The sequence below is a fragment of the Candidatus Brachybacter algidus genome, assembly GCF_016707225.1.
In the GTDB taxonomy this organism is placed as follows: Bacteria; Bacteroidota; Bacteroidia; order Chitinophagales; family Saprospiraceae; genus Parvibacillus; species Parvibacillus algidus.
The window spans coordinates 766,729-787,387 of record NZ_JADJID010000003.1 but is presented as its reverse complement, the minus strand read 5'-3'; the positions used below and the strand labels follow the sequence as shown (position 1 = coordinate 787,387).

Genomic DNA, 20,659 nt, shown 5'->3' with positions numbered 1-20,659 from the left:
ATCGTTACAAAGAATAAAATGTACTTTAATACTTAAAACATAAATAACATGAACAAAAAAACTGATCTCATTTCCACAACAAAGCCATCAGCTATTGGCTATTGGTCTAATCTTTAAAAGGATATTATGAGCTTTAAGAGTTAAATAAAAATACGATGAATAAAATAAACTATCTCGTTTCCACAACATAGCCATCAGCCATCAGCTTATGGCCATAGGCTATTACCTATTGGCCATAAGCCTTAAGTAATCAGAGTAAATATTTCCCAAAATATATTAATCAATTTTCAATTATAAAAGATGAGCTCCGCACTATCCGCCTTCGTTAAAAAAGAATTCCTCCATGTCTTCCGTGATAAAAAGACTTTATTAATGTTATTTGGAATGCCTGTGACATTGATATTGCTATTTGGATTTGCACTAACAAATGAGATCAAAAATTCCAAAATTGTGGTGTGTGACTATGCAAAAGATGAAACCTCAAGAAGGATCACCAACCAACTGGAAGCAGGAAATACTTTTCAAATTGTCCGTTCACTTATGAGTCACAAGGATATTGAAACTGCATTTAAATCTGGCACTATTAAGGCTGCTGTGATATTCCCTGCTCAAATGGCGGATGATCTTGCGCATCTTGGAAGTGCACAGATTCAAATCATCGCAGATGCTTCTGATCCAAATACTGCAACCGCACTCACATTTTATATCAATTCAATAATTTCATCCTATCAGAAAGAAATCTCGGTAACTCAAAAAATGCCCTACCAAATCGTACCTGAGATCAGAATGCTTTACAACCCAGAGCTTAAAGGTTCAACAAATTTTGTACCGGGAGTAATGGCACTTGTGTTGTTATTGGTTTGTGTCCTGATGACATCAGTATCTATCGTTAAAGAAAAGGAAAGTGGGACGATGGAAGTACTATTAGTATCTCCGTTTAATCCATTCCTCGTCATCATTGCCAAGGCCATTCCTTACTTCTTTTTGTCGTTGATTAATTTAGTTGTGATACTCGCCTTGAGCGTTACACTGCTTGATATGCCCATCAATGGGAGCATCATGTTGCTATTTGGGGAAAGTAGTTTGTTGATCTTGACATCACTATCATTAGGTTTGCTGATCTCCAATATTTCAAACTCTCAGCAATCAGCCATGCTCATTTCGTTAATTGGAATGATGATCCCGACACTACTTCTGACCGGATTTTTATTCCCTATAGAGAATATGCCTATACCTCTCCAGGTCGTTTCTAAAATATTTCCATCCAGTTGGTACTATACTATAGTTAAATCTATTATGATAAAAGGACTAGGCATTGCAGCTATATGGAAAGAAACGATGGTACTCCTTGGAATGACTGTATTTCTATTATTCATCAGTTTCAAAAAATTCAAAATAAGATTGTCTTAATGAAATCTCAATTCAACTTTCCACTTTTAATTATCAATTAAGGATATGAGGACGCTAAAGTTTTTACTGATCAAAGAATTCAAACAAATATTTAGGAATAAAGCATTATTACCTATGATATTTGCTGCACCGATCATACAATTGATGATAATGCCACTGGCAGCAGATTATGAAATAAAAAATATAAATATTGCCATAGTGGATCACGATCACTCGTCCTTCTCACAGCAAATGATATCTAAAATAACAGGTTCAGGTTACTTTATCTTGTCCCAATACAGTAATTCATATAAGGAAGCAACACTCCAGATAGAGCAAGATAAAGCTGACCTAATACTAGAAATTCCAGCCAATTTTGAAAGAAACCTAATAAAAGAAGATCATGGTCAGGTTTTCATAGCAGTAAATGCCATCAATGGCGTAAAGGCTAACCTGGGAGGGGCATACCTGAGCAATATTTTATCAAATTTCAACAATGACATCAGATTGCAATTCCAGCCTTTATCGAAGGTGAATTTAAATTCGGTTATCTATGCCACTTCCTCATATTGGTTTAATCCACAGATGAATTACAAATGGTTTATGGTTCCGGGTATCCTTGTTACATTAGTTACCATGATCGGTGCGTATATGTGTGCTTTGAATATTGTCAAAGAAAAAGAAGTAGGTACCATAGAGCAAATCAATGTTACACCAATTAAAAAAACGTACTTTATACTTGGTAAATTAATTCCATTCTGGGCCATAGGAGTGTTTGTTTTTTCAGTTGGATTATTTGGAGTCGGCATGGTGATCTATGGTATTAAGCCATTAGGAAGTATATTCCTATTGTATTCCTATCTATTTTTATTTCTGATAGCTGTATTGGGAATAGGATTGTTAATTTCCACCTATTCTGAGACCCAGCAACAAGCAATGTCAGTAGCCTTCTTCTTCATGATGATATTTATGCTCATGAGTGGACTCTTTACTTCTATTGATTCCATGCCAGGTTGGGCTAAGGTAATCGCGAATCTAAATCCGGTAACCCATTTCATTGAGGTAATGCGGATGGTGGTTTTGAAAGGGAGTACATTTGGTGATATAAAATATAAATTTTTGATCATGACAGGATTTGCTTTATTCTTTAATGCTTGGGCGGTGATAAATTATAAGAAAACGGTATGATTAATCCTAGGATGGGAATCCGTCAGAGAACATGGTTTTGCGCATATTTTTTATTTTAAAAGCAAAATCAAAACTCCGATTTAATTTCAACTAATTTGTTAGAACCAATTAGTTTTAAATTTTAATTGTATTTTTATTCCTTCAAATAAAATTAATACAAAAAATGAATTCAAATAAATATATATATCTGCTATTTATCTTATCATTTATCGTCTCATGCAAACAAAATCCCAAGCAGGAGGAGCAAAATGTAGATGTACCCAAAGAGATAGTTCGTTCTATTGATTGTTTCAAATATTTGCACAAAAAAGATACAGTATATATGAAGACAATTACTCAGGATAGTGTGGTGACCGGTACTTTGACATATAGTTTTGATGGCAAAGATAAAAATACCGGAGAAATAGAAGGTAGAATGGTGGCTGATATCTTGTTACTTGACTATAAATTCATGTCAGAAGGCAAAGAAAGCATACGGGAAGTTGCCTTCAAGAAAGTTGGTGATTCTTATATAGAAGGTTATGGAGAAAGCGCAGAAGAAGATGGGAAGATGGTTTTTAAAAATATATATGATCTGGATTTTAGTGGCAAAATGTCCCTAGACCTAGTGAATTGTGAATAGAATAATGTGTTGAAAAACTCAAAGTTCAATCCATTGCATTAACAGATCTTAAAATTTACTGAATTGAAATATTTACTGAATCGATTTGTGATTGCAAGCATAATTATTTTTCGGAATCAACAATTTTGGAATACAATTCTCACCTTCTCACCTCCTCACCTTCAAAAACTAACAACTGCTTCGATATTGAATCCGCTAAATTTTGCTCCTTCAAAACGACCATCCCAACCAGCTCCTTTATATTCCTGATTCACATATTCTGCTTTGGCAAGGATATTTTTAGAAATGTACCATCCGCCGCCAACATTATATCTGAGGATCTCAAGTTCTACGCGGTCGCCTTCAAATCTTTTACCATTAACGGTATTATACCTGCCGCCCAGGTAGAACTTTTCCTGCTTTCCAAATCGAATGAGCATTTCGGCGCCGATCTGTGTGAAACTACCTTCTTTTTTTCCGTCAATTACATTGTCTCCAATCACCATTTCATAGATACCAAATAACTCCAATCCTTTGAATTTGAAAAAAGGATTTATTTGAAGTGCAGTCATTTGTGTAAATCCTGCATTGAATCTTCCATCAAAATCTGTCCCTTCTGAATTTCCATTTGCATCTTTTAATGTGTGAAGGACACTGTAATATCTGGAACCTGCACGATCCCCGCCATAAAGCCATTTGCCGGTAGTAGCGCCTTTATTATAATAGGCCGATCCCGTAAGTCTGATTCTGAGATTTTTAGTAAACTGTTTGTCAAAACCAAGTTTCCCATAAATAGAAGGCTTGTCGTCAGTAGTATCAGCGACTACGACACTTTGATTTATTTTACCATTAGTTACGCCCAAAACTACGAGGAGTCCATTGTTTTGAATTGTTAATTCACCGAATGCTTCAGTGGAGAAAGCATCCATAATGTAATTTCCTACGAATGGGTTGTAAATAGCTCTGGCATTATCTGAACGTCTGTAATGAGCGTCTCCGTAATTGAATTCATCCAGACCTAATGTCAACGTTGCATGGTTCATGAACCCTTTTAGAAAACCGGGTTTGATAAAATCAAGTTTATCTATGGTCAAATGCCCTCCTTTAATCCACGATTCATTGTGATGGCGGGAAGAAAGGTAGGTTCTGAGATGCATTCTTACACCATCCAATAATTGGACATCAAGATTTAAGTTGGCAGTTGGAAGATTTAAATTATTTCCAAGTTCAACCAGATTGTTCAGATTGTTAGATTGATTTAATCCTTGAAACTGTAAGGCGAAATCACCACCTAGTTTAACTTTTAGTCCGCTATATGGAGTAGAATCCATTTTGCTTTCCTCAAAAATATTTAAACCATTTTGGTCATTTGGTCGCATGTATTGTATGTGTGAAAATTGTGCAGACAGCATAGTTGACATTGTACACAGCAATAGAATAATTGTTCGTTTCATATTTTTATTAATCCTTGAATTAGGCTGGAAAATTAAACAATTTGATGAAATTGTATCGAAAATCTATGAAAGTTAATTTTGGATGATTCAGCCTAATGGATAAAGAAAGATATTTATTAGCCCTTGCTTCCATAAAGAGATTACGTTTGCTAATCGTAGTTTGAGTTATTATAATTTGAAGTAGAATATTTAGAATGTTTTTTTGCACTACCGCGCAAGCAACATCGAGTATAATGCATGAATAAATTCGTGTTTGATGCAAAGCATCATTCGTGAAATTAGTGGCTAATAATATTTGTTTTTTGGCAAATTTAAAAAATAGAATCTAAATATTAAAACTGAATAATTTATCTATAAACTCTAGCTATCAACAAAGTAGAAATATCCTCAACTGCTTTTTACTTTTTCCAATTTATATTTACCTCACCAGGTTATCTTTAATTTAGAAGCAAAGAATTACCTGTGAATTTACTTTAGAAAATCTCCATCTATAATAAATAGTAAAACGCCTTCTTTTGAATAAGATCTATGACTACTTAAGCCATCCGAAACCACATATGATTGATCTTTAGTTAAGTATATTTCTTCCCCAGTACTTAATTCACTTACAAATGAACCTTCCAGGCAATGCACAATATGTCCTTTCTGACACCAATGATCTGCAATGTATCCCGGTTGGTATGCTACTTTCCTAATTCTTAAACCTCCGATTTGAATAGTTTGCCAGAATGAAGTGCCTTCCTGGCCCTTGTGTTCAATCTTTTCGATTGAAGCCCAATCAATTGTTTGAAATGGAATTGCTGCTCTATTGTTTTCAAGTTCATTCATAATTGTCCGATTTATATCTTTTTAATAAAGAGTACATTGCAATAAATTTGACCATTTTTAATTTTGGAATATAATGGTTCAACAATAAGTTCGCCGTTTCTATTTGAATGAATATATAAACTTACCTGGGTGGTTTCTATTTCTGAATCAATAGATTTTTCTATATCAGCTGCTGTATAATAAGCTGTCATTGAGTGAACGCCAATTAATTGTTTCATGGATTCATAGTAAATGCCATTTAGTCTAAAGGGCATTATTTTACTTAGATTATTTGCAGAAATGATTTTGCCACCATCGTCATTTGTTGGCCCATCCAGATTTTTAATTAATAAATTTATATCATTTAAATCTGGCAGTTTCCACCCTTTAGGAATGAATTTGTCTAGCTTTTCTTTTTTTATGAAGAAAGTATTTCCAATTTGCAAGGTATCTTCAATTTCAAATTGTCTCAACTTCAGATCCGGTGCCATCCATGTTTGATCAATGACATTGAACATATAATCTTGGGTATAAGCATATTTTGAACCTGACAATATGATCAACATTAATATGGTCTGTTGTAATTTCATTAATTATTAGAGGATTTTTTATTAATTATTTAGACCTGGTATACCTGTATTCTATGGATTTTTGCTCTGGACCGTCACTGAATTTGTCAAAATTTTCCACCAGAAAATGATCTTTGTCCAAAAAACTAATTACTTGTCTAACATCTATTAGTGCATTGTTTTCAGGATTAACCATCTGTCCTTTGAGATCGATTGATTTTCCTTCTTCAACCCATTTTCCTATTAACGTCAAGGTTCCTGTACCCATATTGGTGATGTTAGTAAATGTAAATTCTTTGCTAATGGTGTTATAACCAAGTATTGATGATGCCTGATAATCCATACCCATCATGTCTCCTGATTGACTCATTTCAAGAAACCGTTCGCCTAAGGTCATTTTATTTGTAGACTTTGCAGTGACAATCATTGGTTCTTTTGATGTTTCCATCCACATTTTTACTTCAATATCAAATTTTCCGATATAGTCTGAAAGTTGCTTGTGCACTTCAGATGGAGTCATGTAAACAGACCATTGATCATTCTGCGAATAAATAACCGTCGGTATTAAAAATAAAATATATTTAATAAAATTCATGCTTAGTTAATCTTTAGTCCATTTGGGTAACAGGTAAAGATAGTTTATTTAAACTTTTCGTAGGTCTCAGGAGATTGTTTTAACATTCCTTTTACCATCTAGAATTCTGTGGTAGCCCATGATTGCATCTTCGCATTTTTCACAGTATAGGCCCTCTTCAAGTCCGGATCGAGGGTCATCATTGCTGGTAGCTACGACAAAATCAGGAAGTTTTAACCTGGTTATTATGTTTTCAGTTTTCAGATAGCAATCATAATAAACCCATTCCCTGCAATTGGTGACCATGCTTCTCCACGAGAGTTTTCCTTGATGTCAATTAATTTAAGTTCATTTTCGAGTTCTATAAGATGCTCACACATGGGAGGAATTGTTAATTGTTAATTGTTATTTGGTGTAACTATTTAAGTAACTAATTGCTGTTTTAAAAAAAAATTAGAAGTAAGAAATTAGAAATTAGAATGAATCTCCGGAACTACACTTACCAATTTCCGCTTTGAGTACTGACCACTGATTACTGACCACTGATTACTGATTACTAATTACTAATTACTGATTACTGATTACTGATTACTGATTACTGACCACTGACCACTGACTACCTCTCTTCTCCCACCCCTTCAAAAGTCATCTTAACTTCCTTAATTGTGCCGTCCTCATTAAAGTAGAGCCAATCAACGCAGGTCACACGATGGTCTCTTCCCTCATTGGGAATTGGTCTCCTGTGATAGACGATGTAGTAGTCATCTGAATTTGGAGATTTTATCACCGAATTATGCCCGGCACCAGTTGCTACTTCGGCATCAGATTCAAGAATGGTGCCGATCTTGGTATATGGACCGGTGATCTTGTCTGAAATGGCATAAGCTACTTTATAGGTATCATTGCCCCAGCCACCTTCTGACCACATGAAGTAATACTTATTATTGCGTAAAAAAATAAATGGCCCTTCGACATAGCCTTCAGGAGTGATCTCATGGAATAACTTTCCATCAGGCCATTCAACAAATCCTGTAAAATCGTCTTTTAATTTTCCAATGTTGCAATGACTCCAACCGCCATAGATAATGTACCACTGACCATCGGTATCTTTGAATACAAATTGATCGATGGGCTGCGCATCATTATAAAAATCACTCAATAATGGTTTTCCTAAATAATCTTTGTAAGGTCCTGCAGGATTGGAGGCTACAGCTATGCCTATGCCTCCACTGTGATTGATCGGATTATTTTCATCCCAGCCTTCCCGTTCCGGACGTTGAATATCATTGGCCGAGAAAAAGAAATAATACTTATCTTTATTTTGAACTACCGATGGCGCCCACATGGCCTGCTTTGCCCATTTGATCGCAGAGGTATCCAGGATATTTGAATGTTTTTGCCAGTAAATCATGTCTATAGATGAAAAGGCATCAAAGAAAGTTTGCTCTTCATATTTTGCCGAGTAAGTAGGAAAGATCCAATACTGATCTCCCAAAACTGTGCCTTCAGGATCGGCATACCATCCTTCGCTTATAGGGTTGCCGGGATTTTGGGTAAATACTTCCTGGAAATAAATTAATTGAAATATTATTAGGAGAATTATGAATCTTAGATTAAATACAAGCATTTGATAGGGAATTTTTTGATCACAATGAATTGAAATAGGCTGTCATTGGTTCAAAATAATTATCAATCCAACCTTGTTTATAAGTCATACCGTGAGGAGGCAATTTACTATGAAATATAGTCAATATTGTATATTCATCTTCAGAAAAAAAAGAAATCTCCAGTCTGGAATCCTCCTCGTCATCTGAAAAATCTGAAGTTCGCCATGATTGAACGATTTTATCAAAGGGAATAAGTTCAATATTTTTCCCCCAGATATAACCATCATAAGCTAAGAATTTTTCTCCAACCATATCTGAATATTCAGCCTGGTCATTTGTCATATCGCCATGTCCGCTTGAACTAAGCCATGTGTCATATAATAATTTCTTCGATACAGAAAATGTTGCGGAAACAGTAAATTCAACAGCCATATTGCAATTATTATAATTCAAATATACAATTTCATTGTTGTTTTGAAAAATGATTCAATTCGGTATACCGATAAGTTATGTTTTATCGAATTACGTCTTTTCTTTCACTAGACAAATATTAAAAGTATGGGCTGATTTTTTTAAGTATCCGTGACTTAATAGAAAAGAATTTAATTAGATTTTAGAGTTATTTCATGCTTTCAAATGTTGATTGAGACTCATTTTCAACAATTTTGTATAAATTGGTCAATAATAGCTAATAAGATAAAAACGGACCATAAATTAATTCTAATGAACAAGCGTATTATAGTACCAGGATTATTGAATATTCTCTTCTTAATGACTATTCATATAATGGCGGCAAGTGCCTGTAGCAAGGAAAAATTAACATTCATCCCGTTAAAGAATGATTCTTTGATCACAATACTTTTCGTTGGGAATAGCCTGACTTATGTCAATGACCTGCCCGGTCTAGTGTCAGATAAAGGAAAAATATATGGTATAAATATAAAAACTGAAATGCTGGCATTACCCAATTATGCCATCTCAGATCATTGGGATGATGGCAAAGTTCAACAATTGATTTCATACAATAAATACGATTTTGTGGTGATTCAACAAGGTCCATCATCGCAAGCGGAGGGGAGGGAAATATTATTGGAATATGGTCCTAAATACAATGATCTTTGCAAACAAAGTGGTTCAAGACTCGCATATTTTATGGTGTGGCCTGCATTGGCAAATTATGAAAATTTCAATGGTGTGATAAATAATTACACGGATGCTGCCAATTCAACTAATTCAATTTTATGTCCTGTTGGTAAAATTTGGAAGGAATATTGTGATAAAACAAATGATTACTCCTATTATGGTCCGGATCAATTCCATCCTTCTTTGAAAGGAAGTGAAATAGCAGCAGAAGTCATTGTGAAAAGTTTATTAAATCTTTAAATAAATTAGGTGATAGGAATTCCTCCCACAGAAATCACTTTCCAATGGCCGTAGAAAAGTTTCCAGACTCTTATATACCTGTATCTTGCATTGATTACATTGTCATAATAATGGCCGCTAAATTCAACATTCATTGATACGACAGCATTATCACCGATAAAGTGCATCAAAAGGTCACTAGTGGTGATGGAACTCATGTACATATCTCCACCACGATAATTATCGAGGACTTGAGACTTATTAAGCGTTTGTCCATTAGGAATGACGAACATGACATCTTCATGAAACAGTTCATCCAGACTGGATATGTCCCTTTGTTGAAATGCATCCATCAACCTTTTTTCGCAATCAATTATTCTATTATGGTCTGCCGTGTTCATCTTCCTATTTTTAATTCGTAGATTTTGAAAGATAAAGATAAAAAATGTCTTGCAGACTATTAATTGAAAACTAAATATTTAGATTCGTTTGATTTAATTATAGAGTACTTATCTTGATAATGCACCTCTGGCGCCGGTACTGTAAAGGTTATCTATAAGGACATTGAAAGATGCTAACCAAAAAAGCTTACCTTTGCGCCTTAAAATTGAATAAATATGAATAATTTATCAACTGAACTTATACAAAGATCCGGCTCAAAATGCGAGATGTGCGGTGCTGCAGGAACTATATTTCCGTATGTAGTAGCTCCAAAAACGGGTAATTCGGTGGATGAACAAGTTGCTCTTTGCAAAACTTGTCATTCTCAGATTGAAGATCCAACAACAAGAGATAGTGCACATTGGCGTATATTGGGAGAAACTATCTGGAGTGATATCACGGCAGTTCAAGTGCTTTCTTACAGGATTCTAAGGGATTTCGGGGATGCAGCTTGGGCACAGGATATTCTTGGCATGGTCTTTCTGGATGATGAGACTCAAGAATGGGCAGATGCTGACATCGATGGCGGAATCATTCATCGTGACAGCAATGGTGTCGTCCTTAAACAAGGTGACAATGTCATTGTTATTAAGGATCTTGATGTGAAAGGCGCTAATATTGTTGCCAAACGAGGGCTGACAGTAAGAAGAATTACTTTGGTAAAGGACAATGCAGAACAAATCGAAGGTAGGGTCAATGATCAGCATATCGTACTTCTGACTCAGTTTGTCAAGAAAGTATAGAACTCAAGTTTCGGTAGTTAAGAAACAAAGGTAGATGGCTGATGTTAGATGTTAGATGGAGTTTAGTCAATTGATTCATATTTTTTCTTTAATAGGTTTAATAGAAAAAATATTCATTTGATTGATGAAGGGCCATCTAAAATCTACCTTCTAACATCTAACATTTTATTAAAATTTAAAATTATTCTTCAAAAAAGAAGATTTGATTACCGAAACTTAAGTATAGAATATTTTAAAGGAAGCGGAGATCAGCACGTTTATAAATCTTCGCCTCCTTCAATTGTCGTTTTTCTTTCCAACATATAATAACGTCTTTTAACACTTTATCTGGATTATCAGCAAGGAAGTCATGCACATAAGTGTTAAATTCAAATTGAGGTGCGATCTTTAATTTTGCGTTTTTACCGTTTTTTTGCTCATGAATATTTCTCCAAGCTGGAATAGCATCCCTTAAAGTCTTGCCGGCATTTTCTTTGAACCAACTCATGAAAGTAATATTGAAGCTGAAGTGGTTGCCGATTTCTTTGAGGAAAAACCTACGGACGTTTTGAGTATTTTTGTAACTGTCTGTAATAATTGTATCTAAACTTAAAGGTTCGCTATGCCAATCGAATTTGGAATTTATGGTTTTAGCTTTCTTGATCTCAGGTTGAAGTACTTGACCGGTTTGCAGGTAAAAGTTTATTATTTTGACGATTGTAATTTTACCTCCTGTAGAGGGCAGTTTTTCCTTTTTGCAAAATTCAATTAACTCCGACCTCAGCCAATAATGCGTGTTAAAGTCTTCAAGTGAAATTTGTTTATTAAGTTGAGGTCTCATGGTTGTAAGGAGTTAACGAGTTTTTATCGCAAAGGTACTTTTTTTCAAAATAATCAGCTTTTTGTATTTAGTCAATGATTCATAAGATTTATTACTGATTACTGATTACTGATTACTGATTTGCGCTGCAATCCTTCAGAAACATAGTCAGGCCCATTGTCATAGGGAAAAATTTCATAAATTTTATTTCCTTTATTGTCTATGAGAAAAAAGCCATCCAGTGATACCATTTCATAATTAGCCGATGTGTCTTTAAGTATATCTTGGTCATCTGTTATTTTGATAGAATCAGCGGAGGCGCATTATTATTTGGCTTGGAATCAGAGCCTGATGATTGACATGAATAGGTAAATGAGATGCTTATAATTAAAAAGGCATACATTAATTTATTGATTTTCTTCATATCATATAATTATTGAAATAATATGGAAGCTAAGAATCTAAGTTGCCTAGATGTTTTTGTCTGAGTAAAAACTCCTTCCTAATAAATGTGGATAAATGCCATTTTAAATAAAGCTAATAAATGAGCACAATCTAACTTGCCGCCGGCTTTAGCCGACGGATCACAAAAGAAAAGTGAATGGACTTTAGTCCTAATAATTATTTCTAAACCATGGAATAATGGAATATACTCGAATGAAATTCAATTATAAAGTAAGTCAAGAGTTGTATCAACTGCCAATCTCCTCAATTTAATTTAAAAGTGAACTTAATCATTAGTTTTTTAATTTATAACGATCAACTTACCTGATTTTATCATTTTACCTTTCTCATCATGAATAGTATATAACACCAGTCCGGTGTATGAATTATCGAACTGAAGTACATTTTTCCCTGGATTTATATTTTTCTTCAATATTAAGTGACCCGTGAGGTCAAATGCTTGAAATATTGACTCTTTAACATAGACGTTTAAATCTACAAAAACCTGTCCTGATGTAGGATTAGGATAGATATTCGCTATATTTCCATTTTCCTCCGGAGATATGAAGGTGCTAAGGGTTTCCGTTGAAATATTAGTTTTACATAGTGGATCTATACATCCGTCAGGAAGTATTTTAACAAGCCAACCTTGTTCAGCTTCAGGGCCAGGTGTGTGATGAAAAAAGTTGCCACAACCAATGATGTTGCCTCCAGGTAACATATCACAACTATTTATTCTTCTATAATATGCAGTAGAATCCTGTATGGGTGTATTTTTATATTTATGCCTCCACATAACTTCACCGTCTTGTTTTATACGAATGGCCATTCCTTCTCCAAGTAATTTACCAACAATTGTGAAGCTTCCATCTCTATTCCTTTCCATATCATATAAAAAACTATTATTGAACATTCCTTCAGCAAATCTCTTTTCCCATATGACTTTCCCTACACTATCTATTCGAGTTATTCTGGTTTCTGTAGTGTAAATATCAGGTGCGTTTGGAAAATCATGAGAAACATAAATATAACCCCCATCTCCTATAGTATCTAAACTGTAACATGCACCTTCATTTATTTTTTCTGATTTCACTTCCTTAATAATATTTCCTGAGGTATCTATGGTCAAAATAGAAAGTCCGGAACCTATAATTCTTTTTTTAGAAAGAGTCAAAGTTATCTCGTTACTTTTATACTTTTTAATTTGATGAAGTATTGCTGTCGAGTCAGAATATATATTGTTCCAAACTAAATTCCCCAAATTGTCAGTTTTTAACAATCCAACAAATGCGTCATTTTCTGGTGTACTTACAATGCTAGCTGAATAATAATGATTAAGTATTTCAATAGATTCAATGCTCAAAGTTGTCGAATTGCCTATATTGTATATTTTAGAAAATTCGATATTAAAGTTTTTATCCAACTTGTATAATACTTCATGGCTCCAGACATCAAATGCAGAAATGAAAATTAAGTAGCCGCCATCTGAAGTTGTAGAAATTTTCGCAAATTCATAAGGTATCACGGATTCCTTGTCGTCCGGGTGGTATAATATTTTTATCCGGGCTAGATTGCCTAGCGTGTCGAAACGTGCGATAAAAGCATTCTGATTCCACCTTATAGTATCATCATTTATTTGACCAAATACCGTCAAGGAATCATTCTCATATAGAACATCCTGAAATCGAGTAAATCTATCAGTACTTGAAAATGGGTAATATTGACTTAGGTATGTTTCTTGTGCTCTTAGAGATATAGCAAATATTATAAAATAAAATAAAATATATAATTTCATGATAGCAGAATTAAAGGATAGAATAATGTAACTATTCACCTGAATTAAAACATTGGTTATTAATCATTTATATTATTTACACAAAATATATTATATTAATGTGTATATGTATAGTGCTCATATTCAAGAGGCAATTTATTCGTGCAAGAATAGTCCAACATAATTAATTTTATATATATTTAATAATCAACATATTACATGGAACAATTGAGATGAATAGTTACAGAATAATAAATAGGCTCGGGCAATAAACCCGAGCCTATTAGACTTATTTGATAATAATGAGTTTACCTGATTTTATCATTTTACCTTTCTCATCATGAATAGTATATAACACCAGTCCGGTGTATGAATTATCGAACTGAAGTACATTTTTCCCTGGATTTATATTTTTCTTCAATATTAAGTGACCCGTGAGGTCAAATGCTTGAAATATTGACTCTTTAACATAGACGTTTAAATCTACAAAAACCTGTCCTGATGTAGGATTAGGATAGATATTCGCTATATTTCCATTTTCCTCCGGAGATATGAAGGTGCTAAGGGTTTCCGTTGAAATATTAGTTTTACATAGTGGGTCTATACAGCCATCAGGAAGTATTTTGGCTAGCCAACCTTGTTCAGCACCTGGCCCTGGAGTATGATTAAAAAAACTACCGCAGCCAATGATGTTACCTCCAAGTAACATTGCTGAAGCTTTTAACACTTGAAAATAACCTGTAGAACCTTGAATTGAATTATTAACATATTTATGCCTCCATTGGATTTCACCATCTTGATTTATTCTAATTGCCAGCCCTTTCCCATATAATTCTCCTATAATTGTAAAACTGCCATCATTATTTTTCTCCATATCATATAGTAAACTATTATTTTTTTCACCTTCTGCAAATCTCCTTTCCCAAACTACTTTACCGACACTATCTATTCGAGTTATTCTAGTTTCCGTAGTGTATATATCAGGAGGATTTGGAAAATCATGAGAAACATAAATATAACCCCCATCTCCTATAGTATCTAAACTGTAACATGCACCTTCATTTATTTTTTCTGATTTCACTTCTTTAATAATATTTCCTGAGGTATCTATGGTCAAAATAGAAAGTCCGGAACCTATAATTCTTTTTTTAGAAAGAGTCAAAGTTATCTCGTTACTTTTATACTTTTTAATTTGATGAAGTATTGCTGTCGAGTCAGAATATATATTGTTCCAAACTAAATTCCCCAAATTGTCAGTTTTTAACAATCCAACAAATGCGTCATTTTCTGGTGTACTTACAATGCTAGCTGAATAATAATGATTAAGTATTTCAATAGATTCAATGCTCAAAGTTGTCGAATTGCCTATATTGTATATTTTAGAAAATTCGATATTAAAGTTTTTATCCAACTTGATAATACTTCATGGCTCCAGACATCAAATGCAGAAATGAAAATTAAGTAGCCGCCATCTGAAGTTGTAGAAATTTTCGCAAATTCATAAGGTATCACGGATTCCTTGTCGTCCGGGTGGTATAATATTTTTATCCGGGCTAGATTGCCTAGCGTGTCGAAACGTGCGATAAAAGCATTCTGATTCCACCTTATAGTATCATCATTTATTTGACCAAATACCGTCAAGGAATCATTCTCATATAGAACATCCTGAAATCGAGTAAATCTATCAGTACTTGAAAAAGGGTAATATTGGCTTAGGTATGTTTCTTGTGCATTTAGAGATATAGCAAATATTGTAAAATAAAATAAAATATATAATTTCATGATAGTAGAATTAAAGGATAAAATAATAAATAGGCTCGGGCGATACACCCGAGCCTATTTGGCTTACTTGATTGTAATGAGTTTGCCTGATTTTATCATTTTACCTTGCTCATTAAATATATTATAAATAACGATTCCGGTATTTGATTTGTCTATATTTATTAAGTTTTTTCCAATATTTAATTTCTGTCGTAGTAATTGATTGCCAAACATATCATAAATCCAAATTGTTGAATGCTCATTTTCTTTTTCAACTATCAGGTTTACAACCCCTGATGTCGGATTTGGATAAAGCTTTATATCCTTATAATTATTTTCAACTTTAGATTTCCGTGGTAAGATCGTATCACCGACGAAGAAATATGGTAAATCATAGAATTCTCCTTTTATTCCTAGTATTGTTCTTGCAACCCCACTCGTGAGTGGTCCATGAAATATAAGACTTCGTAAACCATTAATATTTATTGAAGAAATAGAATCCGGATTGTTATATTCTGGAAGGTCATAAATATCTTTTAACTCTAAAATATCATCCTCCTCTTCAGTGGTTAAGTCATATCCAATTAATATATCATCAAGTTTGTCTTTTGCATCTGTAATCAGACCCGCATCTGCTAAACGCTCAGCAATCATCAGATCCGCTCCCAAAAGGTCAATTCTATCCAACCAATGAATTATCGTATCCAATGGAGCCTGATTGGAGTCAAGGACTTCAATTAAATCTGCACCTGATGTTTGCAACACAAAACTGTAATATGCTGCATTTTTTTGCAAGCTATCAATTATTAAAGAATCTGTTTCTGATTCAAGTGCAATTCCAATTAGATCGAGTTCATATTTTGCTGTGTTTATTTCGTTAGAAAGTTCAGAATATGATTTATTAAAAAAAGAGGAAGTTGGACATGCCTTTGTCTGATTAATTTCAATTTTTTCGACACCAACAGGAGTGAAAAAATAAGGCTCATATCTTGTTCCAGATTCAGTTTTAAAATAATACTTTATTGGCTTATCAACGTTTTTATTGTCAAAATCATGTCGATTCATATCAAAACCTGAATAGCTAAATATATTTTGAGCACCATAATGATATGGTGTAGTTACTAACAATCCAGGATTAGATTGAATCGGATTCATTCCATACAAACCATTATTGGGGTATTTAATATAAAAATCATAGTCTGTTATATCGGCGAATTCATTACAAGTATAAGTTAATCCGGATACATATTTTTCAATAAGTTCTCCATTTTTGCCATAGGTTTCTGTACCCATGTCAAGTCCGGTAAAAGTGTTTTCATTGATCCTATTGTAATAAGACCCTGTATATCCTGCTAAAACTCCAATCGAATATCTTGAATATTCATTACTTCGGACAAAAGCATTCTGCTCTATCGTTTGGCCTAATATGGAAGAATATAAGTAAATTCCTACTTGAGGAGCCGGACTTTGTGTCGGAATATCATCATCCATTTCAAATCTGTTATCATTAATAAAAACACTTGCTCTACCTAAATTAACGATGCCGTTCAGACATGAAGTAAAGGTCGACCCAATTATAGAAGCATTATATGTTTTAGAACCATTGATACCAAAATATACACCATAATTTAAACCAGTAAATGAGCAACCCTTTACCTCCATACCACTAGCTATGGAAAAAATGCCTGCACCATAATTTGTACTGCCGTTGACAGTCTTATTTGATTTCAATAATACACTATTTTCAAAACTACAATTCTCAAATGATACACCTCTTCCATAAACTAACCTGACATCATAAACCATATTTTCGCTAAGTTTATAGTCCCCATCTGTTTCAAAATTACATAATTCGAATGAAGAGATATCATTAAATGCTTTATAATTTGCAACAACTACACCAATCCTATTATTATGAAAAGTAGATCCGTAACAATTAATGATTCCACCTGCTCTGGCAGCAGTGGCGCCTGCATAAATACCAACTCCAGCATTTTCAATGATTGAAGTTATACTTGCATCAACAACGCCATGAGTAGTAGGATTTTGAACTGAATTTGGCAAACCATCTACTTCTATTCCTTTCCACCCTTCATCAGTTAATGAAGTCAACTTCCCATCTAACTCTAATTTTGCCCCCGCTTCTACTAATAGTCTTGCTCCAGGGCAAAATTTAACAACCGTTCCAGACTCGATCGTTAATGTTGCGCCATCCTCCACTGTCACGTTTTTAACCACTCCACCATTAGGCACCGACATTGCATCCCAAGTGGTATTAGAACTGATTATAATGTCAGCGCTAGCTCCTCCTACGACATTAAATGTCCCTGCAAAAGGATCATTTACGAAATCATCAGGATCAGCAGGACCTTGTAGTGTCCAATATTCACTCGCATTGAAATATGATTCGAGAAAATACTCATATGTATGTGTACCAGCCTCGAGATCATCCAAACAAAATTCTGTATCTTCGTATATATTCTTCTCAAATTGTTTATTTCCATCAACATATAATATCATCTTGTTGTTATATTCCCCACCATCAGCTTTTCCTGAAGGGAATAAATGACATGATTCGTCAAAGTCAAACCTAAAGCAAACAATATTATTTGCACAATTATAATCGACAGAGATATTGACAGGTTTACATATTGAAAGTTCATCGATCACAGTCAAATTGTCTGAAGAGCTTGCTGGATCTGTTCTTTCAACGATTTCTTCTATAGCAGGTGAAGAACCTGAATTATACATAAATACTAAGTATTTAAATTCGTCTAAACTTTCTTCATATAAATGATCCTTCCCGTTTCGGCCTAAAAACATTTCGTAATTATTACAAAAGGTGGAAGTAATCTTCTTTGTAGATTCCCCAATCCAAGAAGTTGGATTTAAATCTTCAAAAGCAGTTTCGCTTCCGCTTATTTGAAGGAATAATGGTACTGCATTTATGTGTATCTGTTTATAAAACCCATTAAATTTAATCACATATTCTTCTTCCTTAATTTCAGTGCCATAAAATGGATTTCTAGTAGCTACGGCCGACCCAAATTGAATTGGTTGATGAATATCCAGAGTGTTTCGATAAAATTTCAAACCATAATCGCCTTGACAAACTCCAGATCGATTACCTGTGCAATCATAGTCATAAACAAAACGATATCCAGTGAAATTTGAATTGTGAGGTAAATAATTCCACCAGCCAACTATGCAACCCAATCCTTCATCACAATCATCACAGGCTTCTGAAGAAAATGATTCCTCGAACCCAGGATTAAGAAATTCTTGGCCATAACTTTGTAGATAAAATGTTAAGTTTAGAGTGAAAATAATCATTAAAGTTAAAATGAATGACATATTAATGCCATTATATAGATGTATTTTAGAGATATTTTTCATTTGTAGAAAATTTTATTAAAAGTTAAAAAAAATTAAGATAGGCGCATCACAGTAGTAAGCACATTATGACATGTACAATGATGAGGTATTGTTAGATTTTAATCAGTGCAATGCTCTATTCATTTATTTCAATGAATAAACTAGTAAGAATTAAGTTGTGTGTTAAAAAGGTAATTAAAAAATTTGTTAGGTAGTATTTAAAAAATATTTGGGTTTAAGGTGGTTAAAAAAATGGTTAATTGTAATGCTATTTTCGGCTTTGCTTAATTGCCTATCTTAATATAAATGTAATATCTGAAAAATATTTCTTTTCAAATGTTAAATTATTTGTACAAATAAATGAAAAATGAAAAATGAAAAATGAAAAATGAAAAATGATGATATTATTAAAAATTTAATTTTTTTGAGAATATCGTATAAAATAATTTTCTTTTATAAGAATAATTTAATCTTTCCTAGCTTAAAAAGGAAATTCAAGAATATACACATTGTAAATAATTATATATGTTAATGTTTGTTAATGAGTTTTGAGTTCTATTGAGACCTTAATGAAAAGTAGATTTTTTGATTGATTTAAATCAGATGCAAATCGAACAATAGAATCACTCATCCAAGATTAAATTTAATAATATTAGAATAAATAAATTGCTGCTGGCTTTATCCGACGGATTAATTATTCAATGTTGATTAATTTAAATATCGAAGTTATAGGAATTTACCGATTTTATTGAGTTTAATTGAAATGGTTTGTGATTTTATTCAAGGTTATTAAATAAGCAATTTTATTTGATATTTTCCACCAACTGAAGTTGGAGGGAATTGAACGCTCAGATGATGGATTGTATAAAGGTTTTTAAAGCACTGAAATATTGAAATTAATTTTCAAGATATTTCTGAAGTGATTCATTAATAATACTGTCCCATCCTTCTTCAAAATTGTGTCTTGCGAAGTCGGCATTTTCATTAGGGAATGATTCAAGTCCTTCATGTGTAAGTTTCAATTTAGTATTTTCTCCATCCGGAAATAATTCAAAACTAACAAAGGAAATGCCCGCATATCCTTTATACTTCCAGCTGTATGTTAGTTTTTGTTCCGGTATTACTTCAGTTACCTCGCACAGATGCAGATATTGTTTGTCTGGGCTAGGTCCCCCACTGAATTGAAATTGAAATCCGACCTCTGCTCTAAAGTCTTCTAGGTTGAAGTACCAATGCTTCATTTCCTTATTGTCCGTCAATGCATTCCATAATTTGGAAGGGGTTGTCTTGAAAGTTCTTTCGATAATAATAGGTTTGTGTTCCATTTTAGTTGAGTTTTGATTTATTTATTTTGAAAGATGTTGATCAAGAGCATCTAGTTTGTCATTCCAAAATTGTTTGTGACTTTCGATCCAATCTTTCACAATGTCCAGGCGATTCTGTTGAAGAATGCAAAAGCGTTCTCTTCCTTTTTGCTCAATTGTTATTAGTCCACATTCTGTAAGTATTTTGATATGCTTAGAGATGGCAGGCCTACTGATTTCAAATTTATCAGATATGGCATTTAGATTAAGCGATTCATATGCCAGCATGCCTATGATGTCGCGTCTGGTTGGGTCTGCTATTGCTTGGTAAACATCTCGTCTCATGATATATTTATTTGTAACTATTCGGTTACAAATATAAGTGTAACTATTTGGTTACGCAAGTTAATTGAGAAATATTTTCTATGTGGAGGAATTTATTTTAGGAGTGAACTGATTTTAGGGGA

20 protein-coding genes are annotated in these 20,659 nt (G+C 33.5%); 5 read left to right on the top strand and 15 right to left on the bottom strand.

Annotated features, from left to right (window positions below; all coding sequences use genetic code 11):
• The first annotated feature begins 300 nt into the window (after nucleotides 1–300).
• From IPI15_RS13150 to IPI15_RS13140, 3 genes are all read left to right on the top strand, one after another.
• A complete protein-coding gene (locus IPI15_RS13150; RefSeq protein ID WP_287403422.1) occupies nucleotides 301–1,410 on the top strand; it encodes an ABC transporter permease in 1,110 nt (369 codons plus the stop codon).
• Between the two features lie 45 nt (nucleotides 1,411–1,455).
• Nucleotides 1,456–2,577, top strand: coding sequence for an ABC transporter permease (locus tag IPI15_RS13145; protein WP_287420619.1), 1,122 nt, complete (start codon nucleotides 1,456–1,458; stop codon nucleotides 2,575–2,577).
• 163 nt (nucleotides 2,578–2,740) lie between these two features.
• A complete protein-coding gene (locus tag IPI15_RS13140) occupies nucleotides 2,741–3,199 on the top strand; it encodes a hypothetical protein (protein WP_287403426.1) in 459 nt (152 codons plus the stop codon).
• A gap of 161 nt (nucleotides 3,200–3,360) precedes the next feature.
• Here IPI15_RS13140 and IPI15_RS13135 read toward each other — a convergent pair whose 3' ends face one another.
• From IPI15_RS13135 to IPI15_RS13105, 7 genes are all read right to left on the bottom strand, one after another.
• A complete protein-coding gene (locus IPI15_RS13135) occupies nucleotides 3,361–4,632 on the bottom strand; it encodes a hypothetical protein (RefSeq protein WP_287420617.1) in 1,272 nt (423 codons plus the stop codon).
• Nucleotides 4,633–5,100: 468 nt separating this feature from the next.
• Entirely contained in the window at nucleotides 5,101–5,460 is a 360-nt protein-coding gene (locus IPI15_RS13130; RefSeq protein ID WP_287403430.1) for a DHCW motif cupin fold protein, read from the bottom strand.
• An 11-nt stretch (nucleotides 5,461–5,471) separates the two neighbouring features.
• Nucleotides 5,472–6,029, bottom strand: coding sequence for a fibrobacter succinogenes major paralogous domain-containing protein (locus IPI15_RS13125; protein ID WP_287403431.1), 558 nt, complete (start codon nucleotides 6,027–6,029; stop codon nucleotides 5,472–5,474).
• A gap of 25 nt (nucleotides 6,030–6,054) precedes the next feature.
• A complete protein-coding gene (locus IPI15_RS13120) occupies nucleotides 6,055–6,603 on the bottom strand; it encodes a DUF1579 family protein (RefSeq protein WP_287403432.1) in 549 nt (182 codons plus the stop codon).
• Between the two features lie 66 nt (nucleotides 6,604–6,669).
• A complete protein-coding gene (locus tag IPI15_RS13115; protein ID WP_287420615.1) occupies nucleotides 6,670–6,888 on the bottom strand; it encodes a hypothetical protein in 219 nt (72 codons plus the stop codon).
• A gap of 310 nt (nucleotides 6,889–7,198) precedes the next feature.
• Nucleotides 7,199–8,209 (bottom strand): glycoside hydrolase family 43 protein, encoded by a 1,011-nt coding sequence (locus IPI15_RS13110; RefSeq protein WP_287420613.1) that lies wholly within the window; start codon nucleotides 8,207–8,209, stop codon nucleotides 7,199–7,201.
• Nucleotides 8,210–8,228: 19 nt separating this feature from the next.
• Complete coding sequence (locus tag IPI15_RS13105) at nucleotides 8,229–8,621, bottom strand: SRPBCC domain-containing protein (protein ID WP_287420611.1); 393 nt, start codon at nucleotides 8,619–8,621, stop codon at nucleotides 8,229–8,231.
• 291 nt (nucleotides 8,622–8,912) lie between these two features.
• On the opposite strand from IPI15_RS13105, the gene IPI15_RS13100 reads away from it, so the two are divergent.
• On the top strand, nucleotides 8,913–9,572 hold the full coding sequence (locus IPI15_RS13100; protein WP_287420609.1) for a hypothetical protein: 660 nt from the start codon (nucleotides 8,913–8,915) through the stop codon (nucleotides 9,570–9,572).
• A gap of 5 nt (nucleotides 9,573–9,577) precedes the next feature.
• Here IPI15_RS13100 and IPI15_RS13095 read toward each other — a convergent pair whose 3' ends face one another.
• Nucleotides 9,578–9,952 carry a nuclear transport factor 2 family protein gene (locus IPI15_RS13095; protein WP_287420608.1) on the bottom strand — a complete coding sequence of 125 codons (375 nt, stop codon included), beginning with the start codon at nucleotides 9,950–9,952 and terminating at the stop codon, nucleotides 9,578–9,580.
• 216 nt (nucleotides 9,953–10,168) lie between these two features.
• Here IPI15_RS13095 and IPI15_RS13090 point away from each other — a divergent pair, with 216 nt between their 5' ends.
• Entirely contained in the window at nucleotides 10,169–10,735 is a 567-nt protein-coding gene (locus IPI15_RS13090; RefSeq protein ID WP_287420606.1) for a PhnA domain-containing protein, read from the top strand.
• A gap of 232 nt (nucleotides 10,736–10,967) precedes the next feature.
• Here the strand turns inward: IPI15_RS13090 and IPI15_RS13085 are convergent, their stop codons facing one another.
• From IPI15_RS13085 to IPI15_RS13055, 7 genes are all read right to left on the bottom strand, one after another.
• Entirely contained in the window at nucleotides 10,968–11,555 is a 588-nt protein-coding gene (locus tag IPI15_RS13085) for a DUF6434 domain-containing protein (RefSeq protein WP_287403442.1), read from the bottom strand.
• Between the two features lie 724 nt (nucleotides 11,556–12,279).
• The gene (locus IPI15_RS13080) at nucleotides 12,280–13,773 is read right to left on the bottom strand and encodes a T9SS type A sorting domain-containing protein (RefSeq protein WP_287403444.1); all 1,494 of its coding nucleotides are present in this window, start codon (nucleotides 13,771–13,773) and stop codon (nucleotides 12,280–12,282) included.
• Nucleotides 13,774–14,041: 268 nt separating this feature from the next.
• Nucleotides 14,042–15,163: a T9SS type A sorting domain-containing protein gene (locus tag IPI15_RS13075; RefSeq protein ID WP_287420604.1), complete on the bottom strand. Its 1,122-nt coding sequence runs from the start codon at nucleotides 15,161–15,163 to the stop codon at nucleotides 14,042–14,044.
• Nucleotides 15,118–15,534: a hypothetical protein gene (locus tag IPI15_RS13070; protein WP_287420603.1), complete on the bottom strand. Its 417-nt coding sequence runs from the start codon at nucleotides 15,532–15,534 to the stop codon at nucleotides 15,118–15,120. The genes IPI15_RS13075 and IPI15_RS13070 overlap by 46 nt, the downstream gene beginning before the upstream one ends.
• A 63-nt stretch (nucleotides 15,535–15,597) precedes the next feature.
• A complete protein-coding gene (locus tag IPI15_RS13065; protein WP_287420601.1) occupies nucleotides 15,598–18,909 on the bottom strand; it encodes a T9SS type A sorting domain-containing protein in 3,312 nt (1,103 codons plus the stop codon).
• An 875-nt stretch (nucleotides 18,910–19,784) separates the two neighbouring features.
• The gene (locus tag IPI15_RS13060) at nucleotides 19,785–20,213 is read right to left on the bottom strand and encodes an SRPBCC family protein (RefSeq protein WP_287403450.1); all 429 of its coding nucleotides are present in this window, start codon (nucleotides 20,211–20,213) and stop codon (nucleotides 19,785–19,787) included.
• Between the two features lie 21 nt (nucleotides 20,214–20,234).
• Nucleotides 20,235–20,537: an ArsR/SmtB family transcription factor gene (locus IPI15_RS13055; protein WP_287420600.1), complete on the bottom strand. Its 303-nt coding sequence runs from the start codon at nucleotides 20,535–20,537 to the stop codon at nucleotides 20,235–20,237.
• Nucleotides 20,538–20,659: the final 122 nt, after the last annotated feature.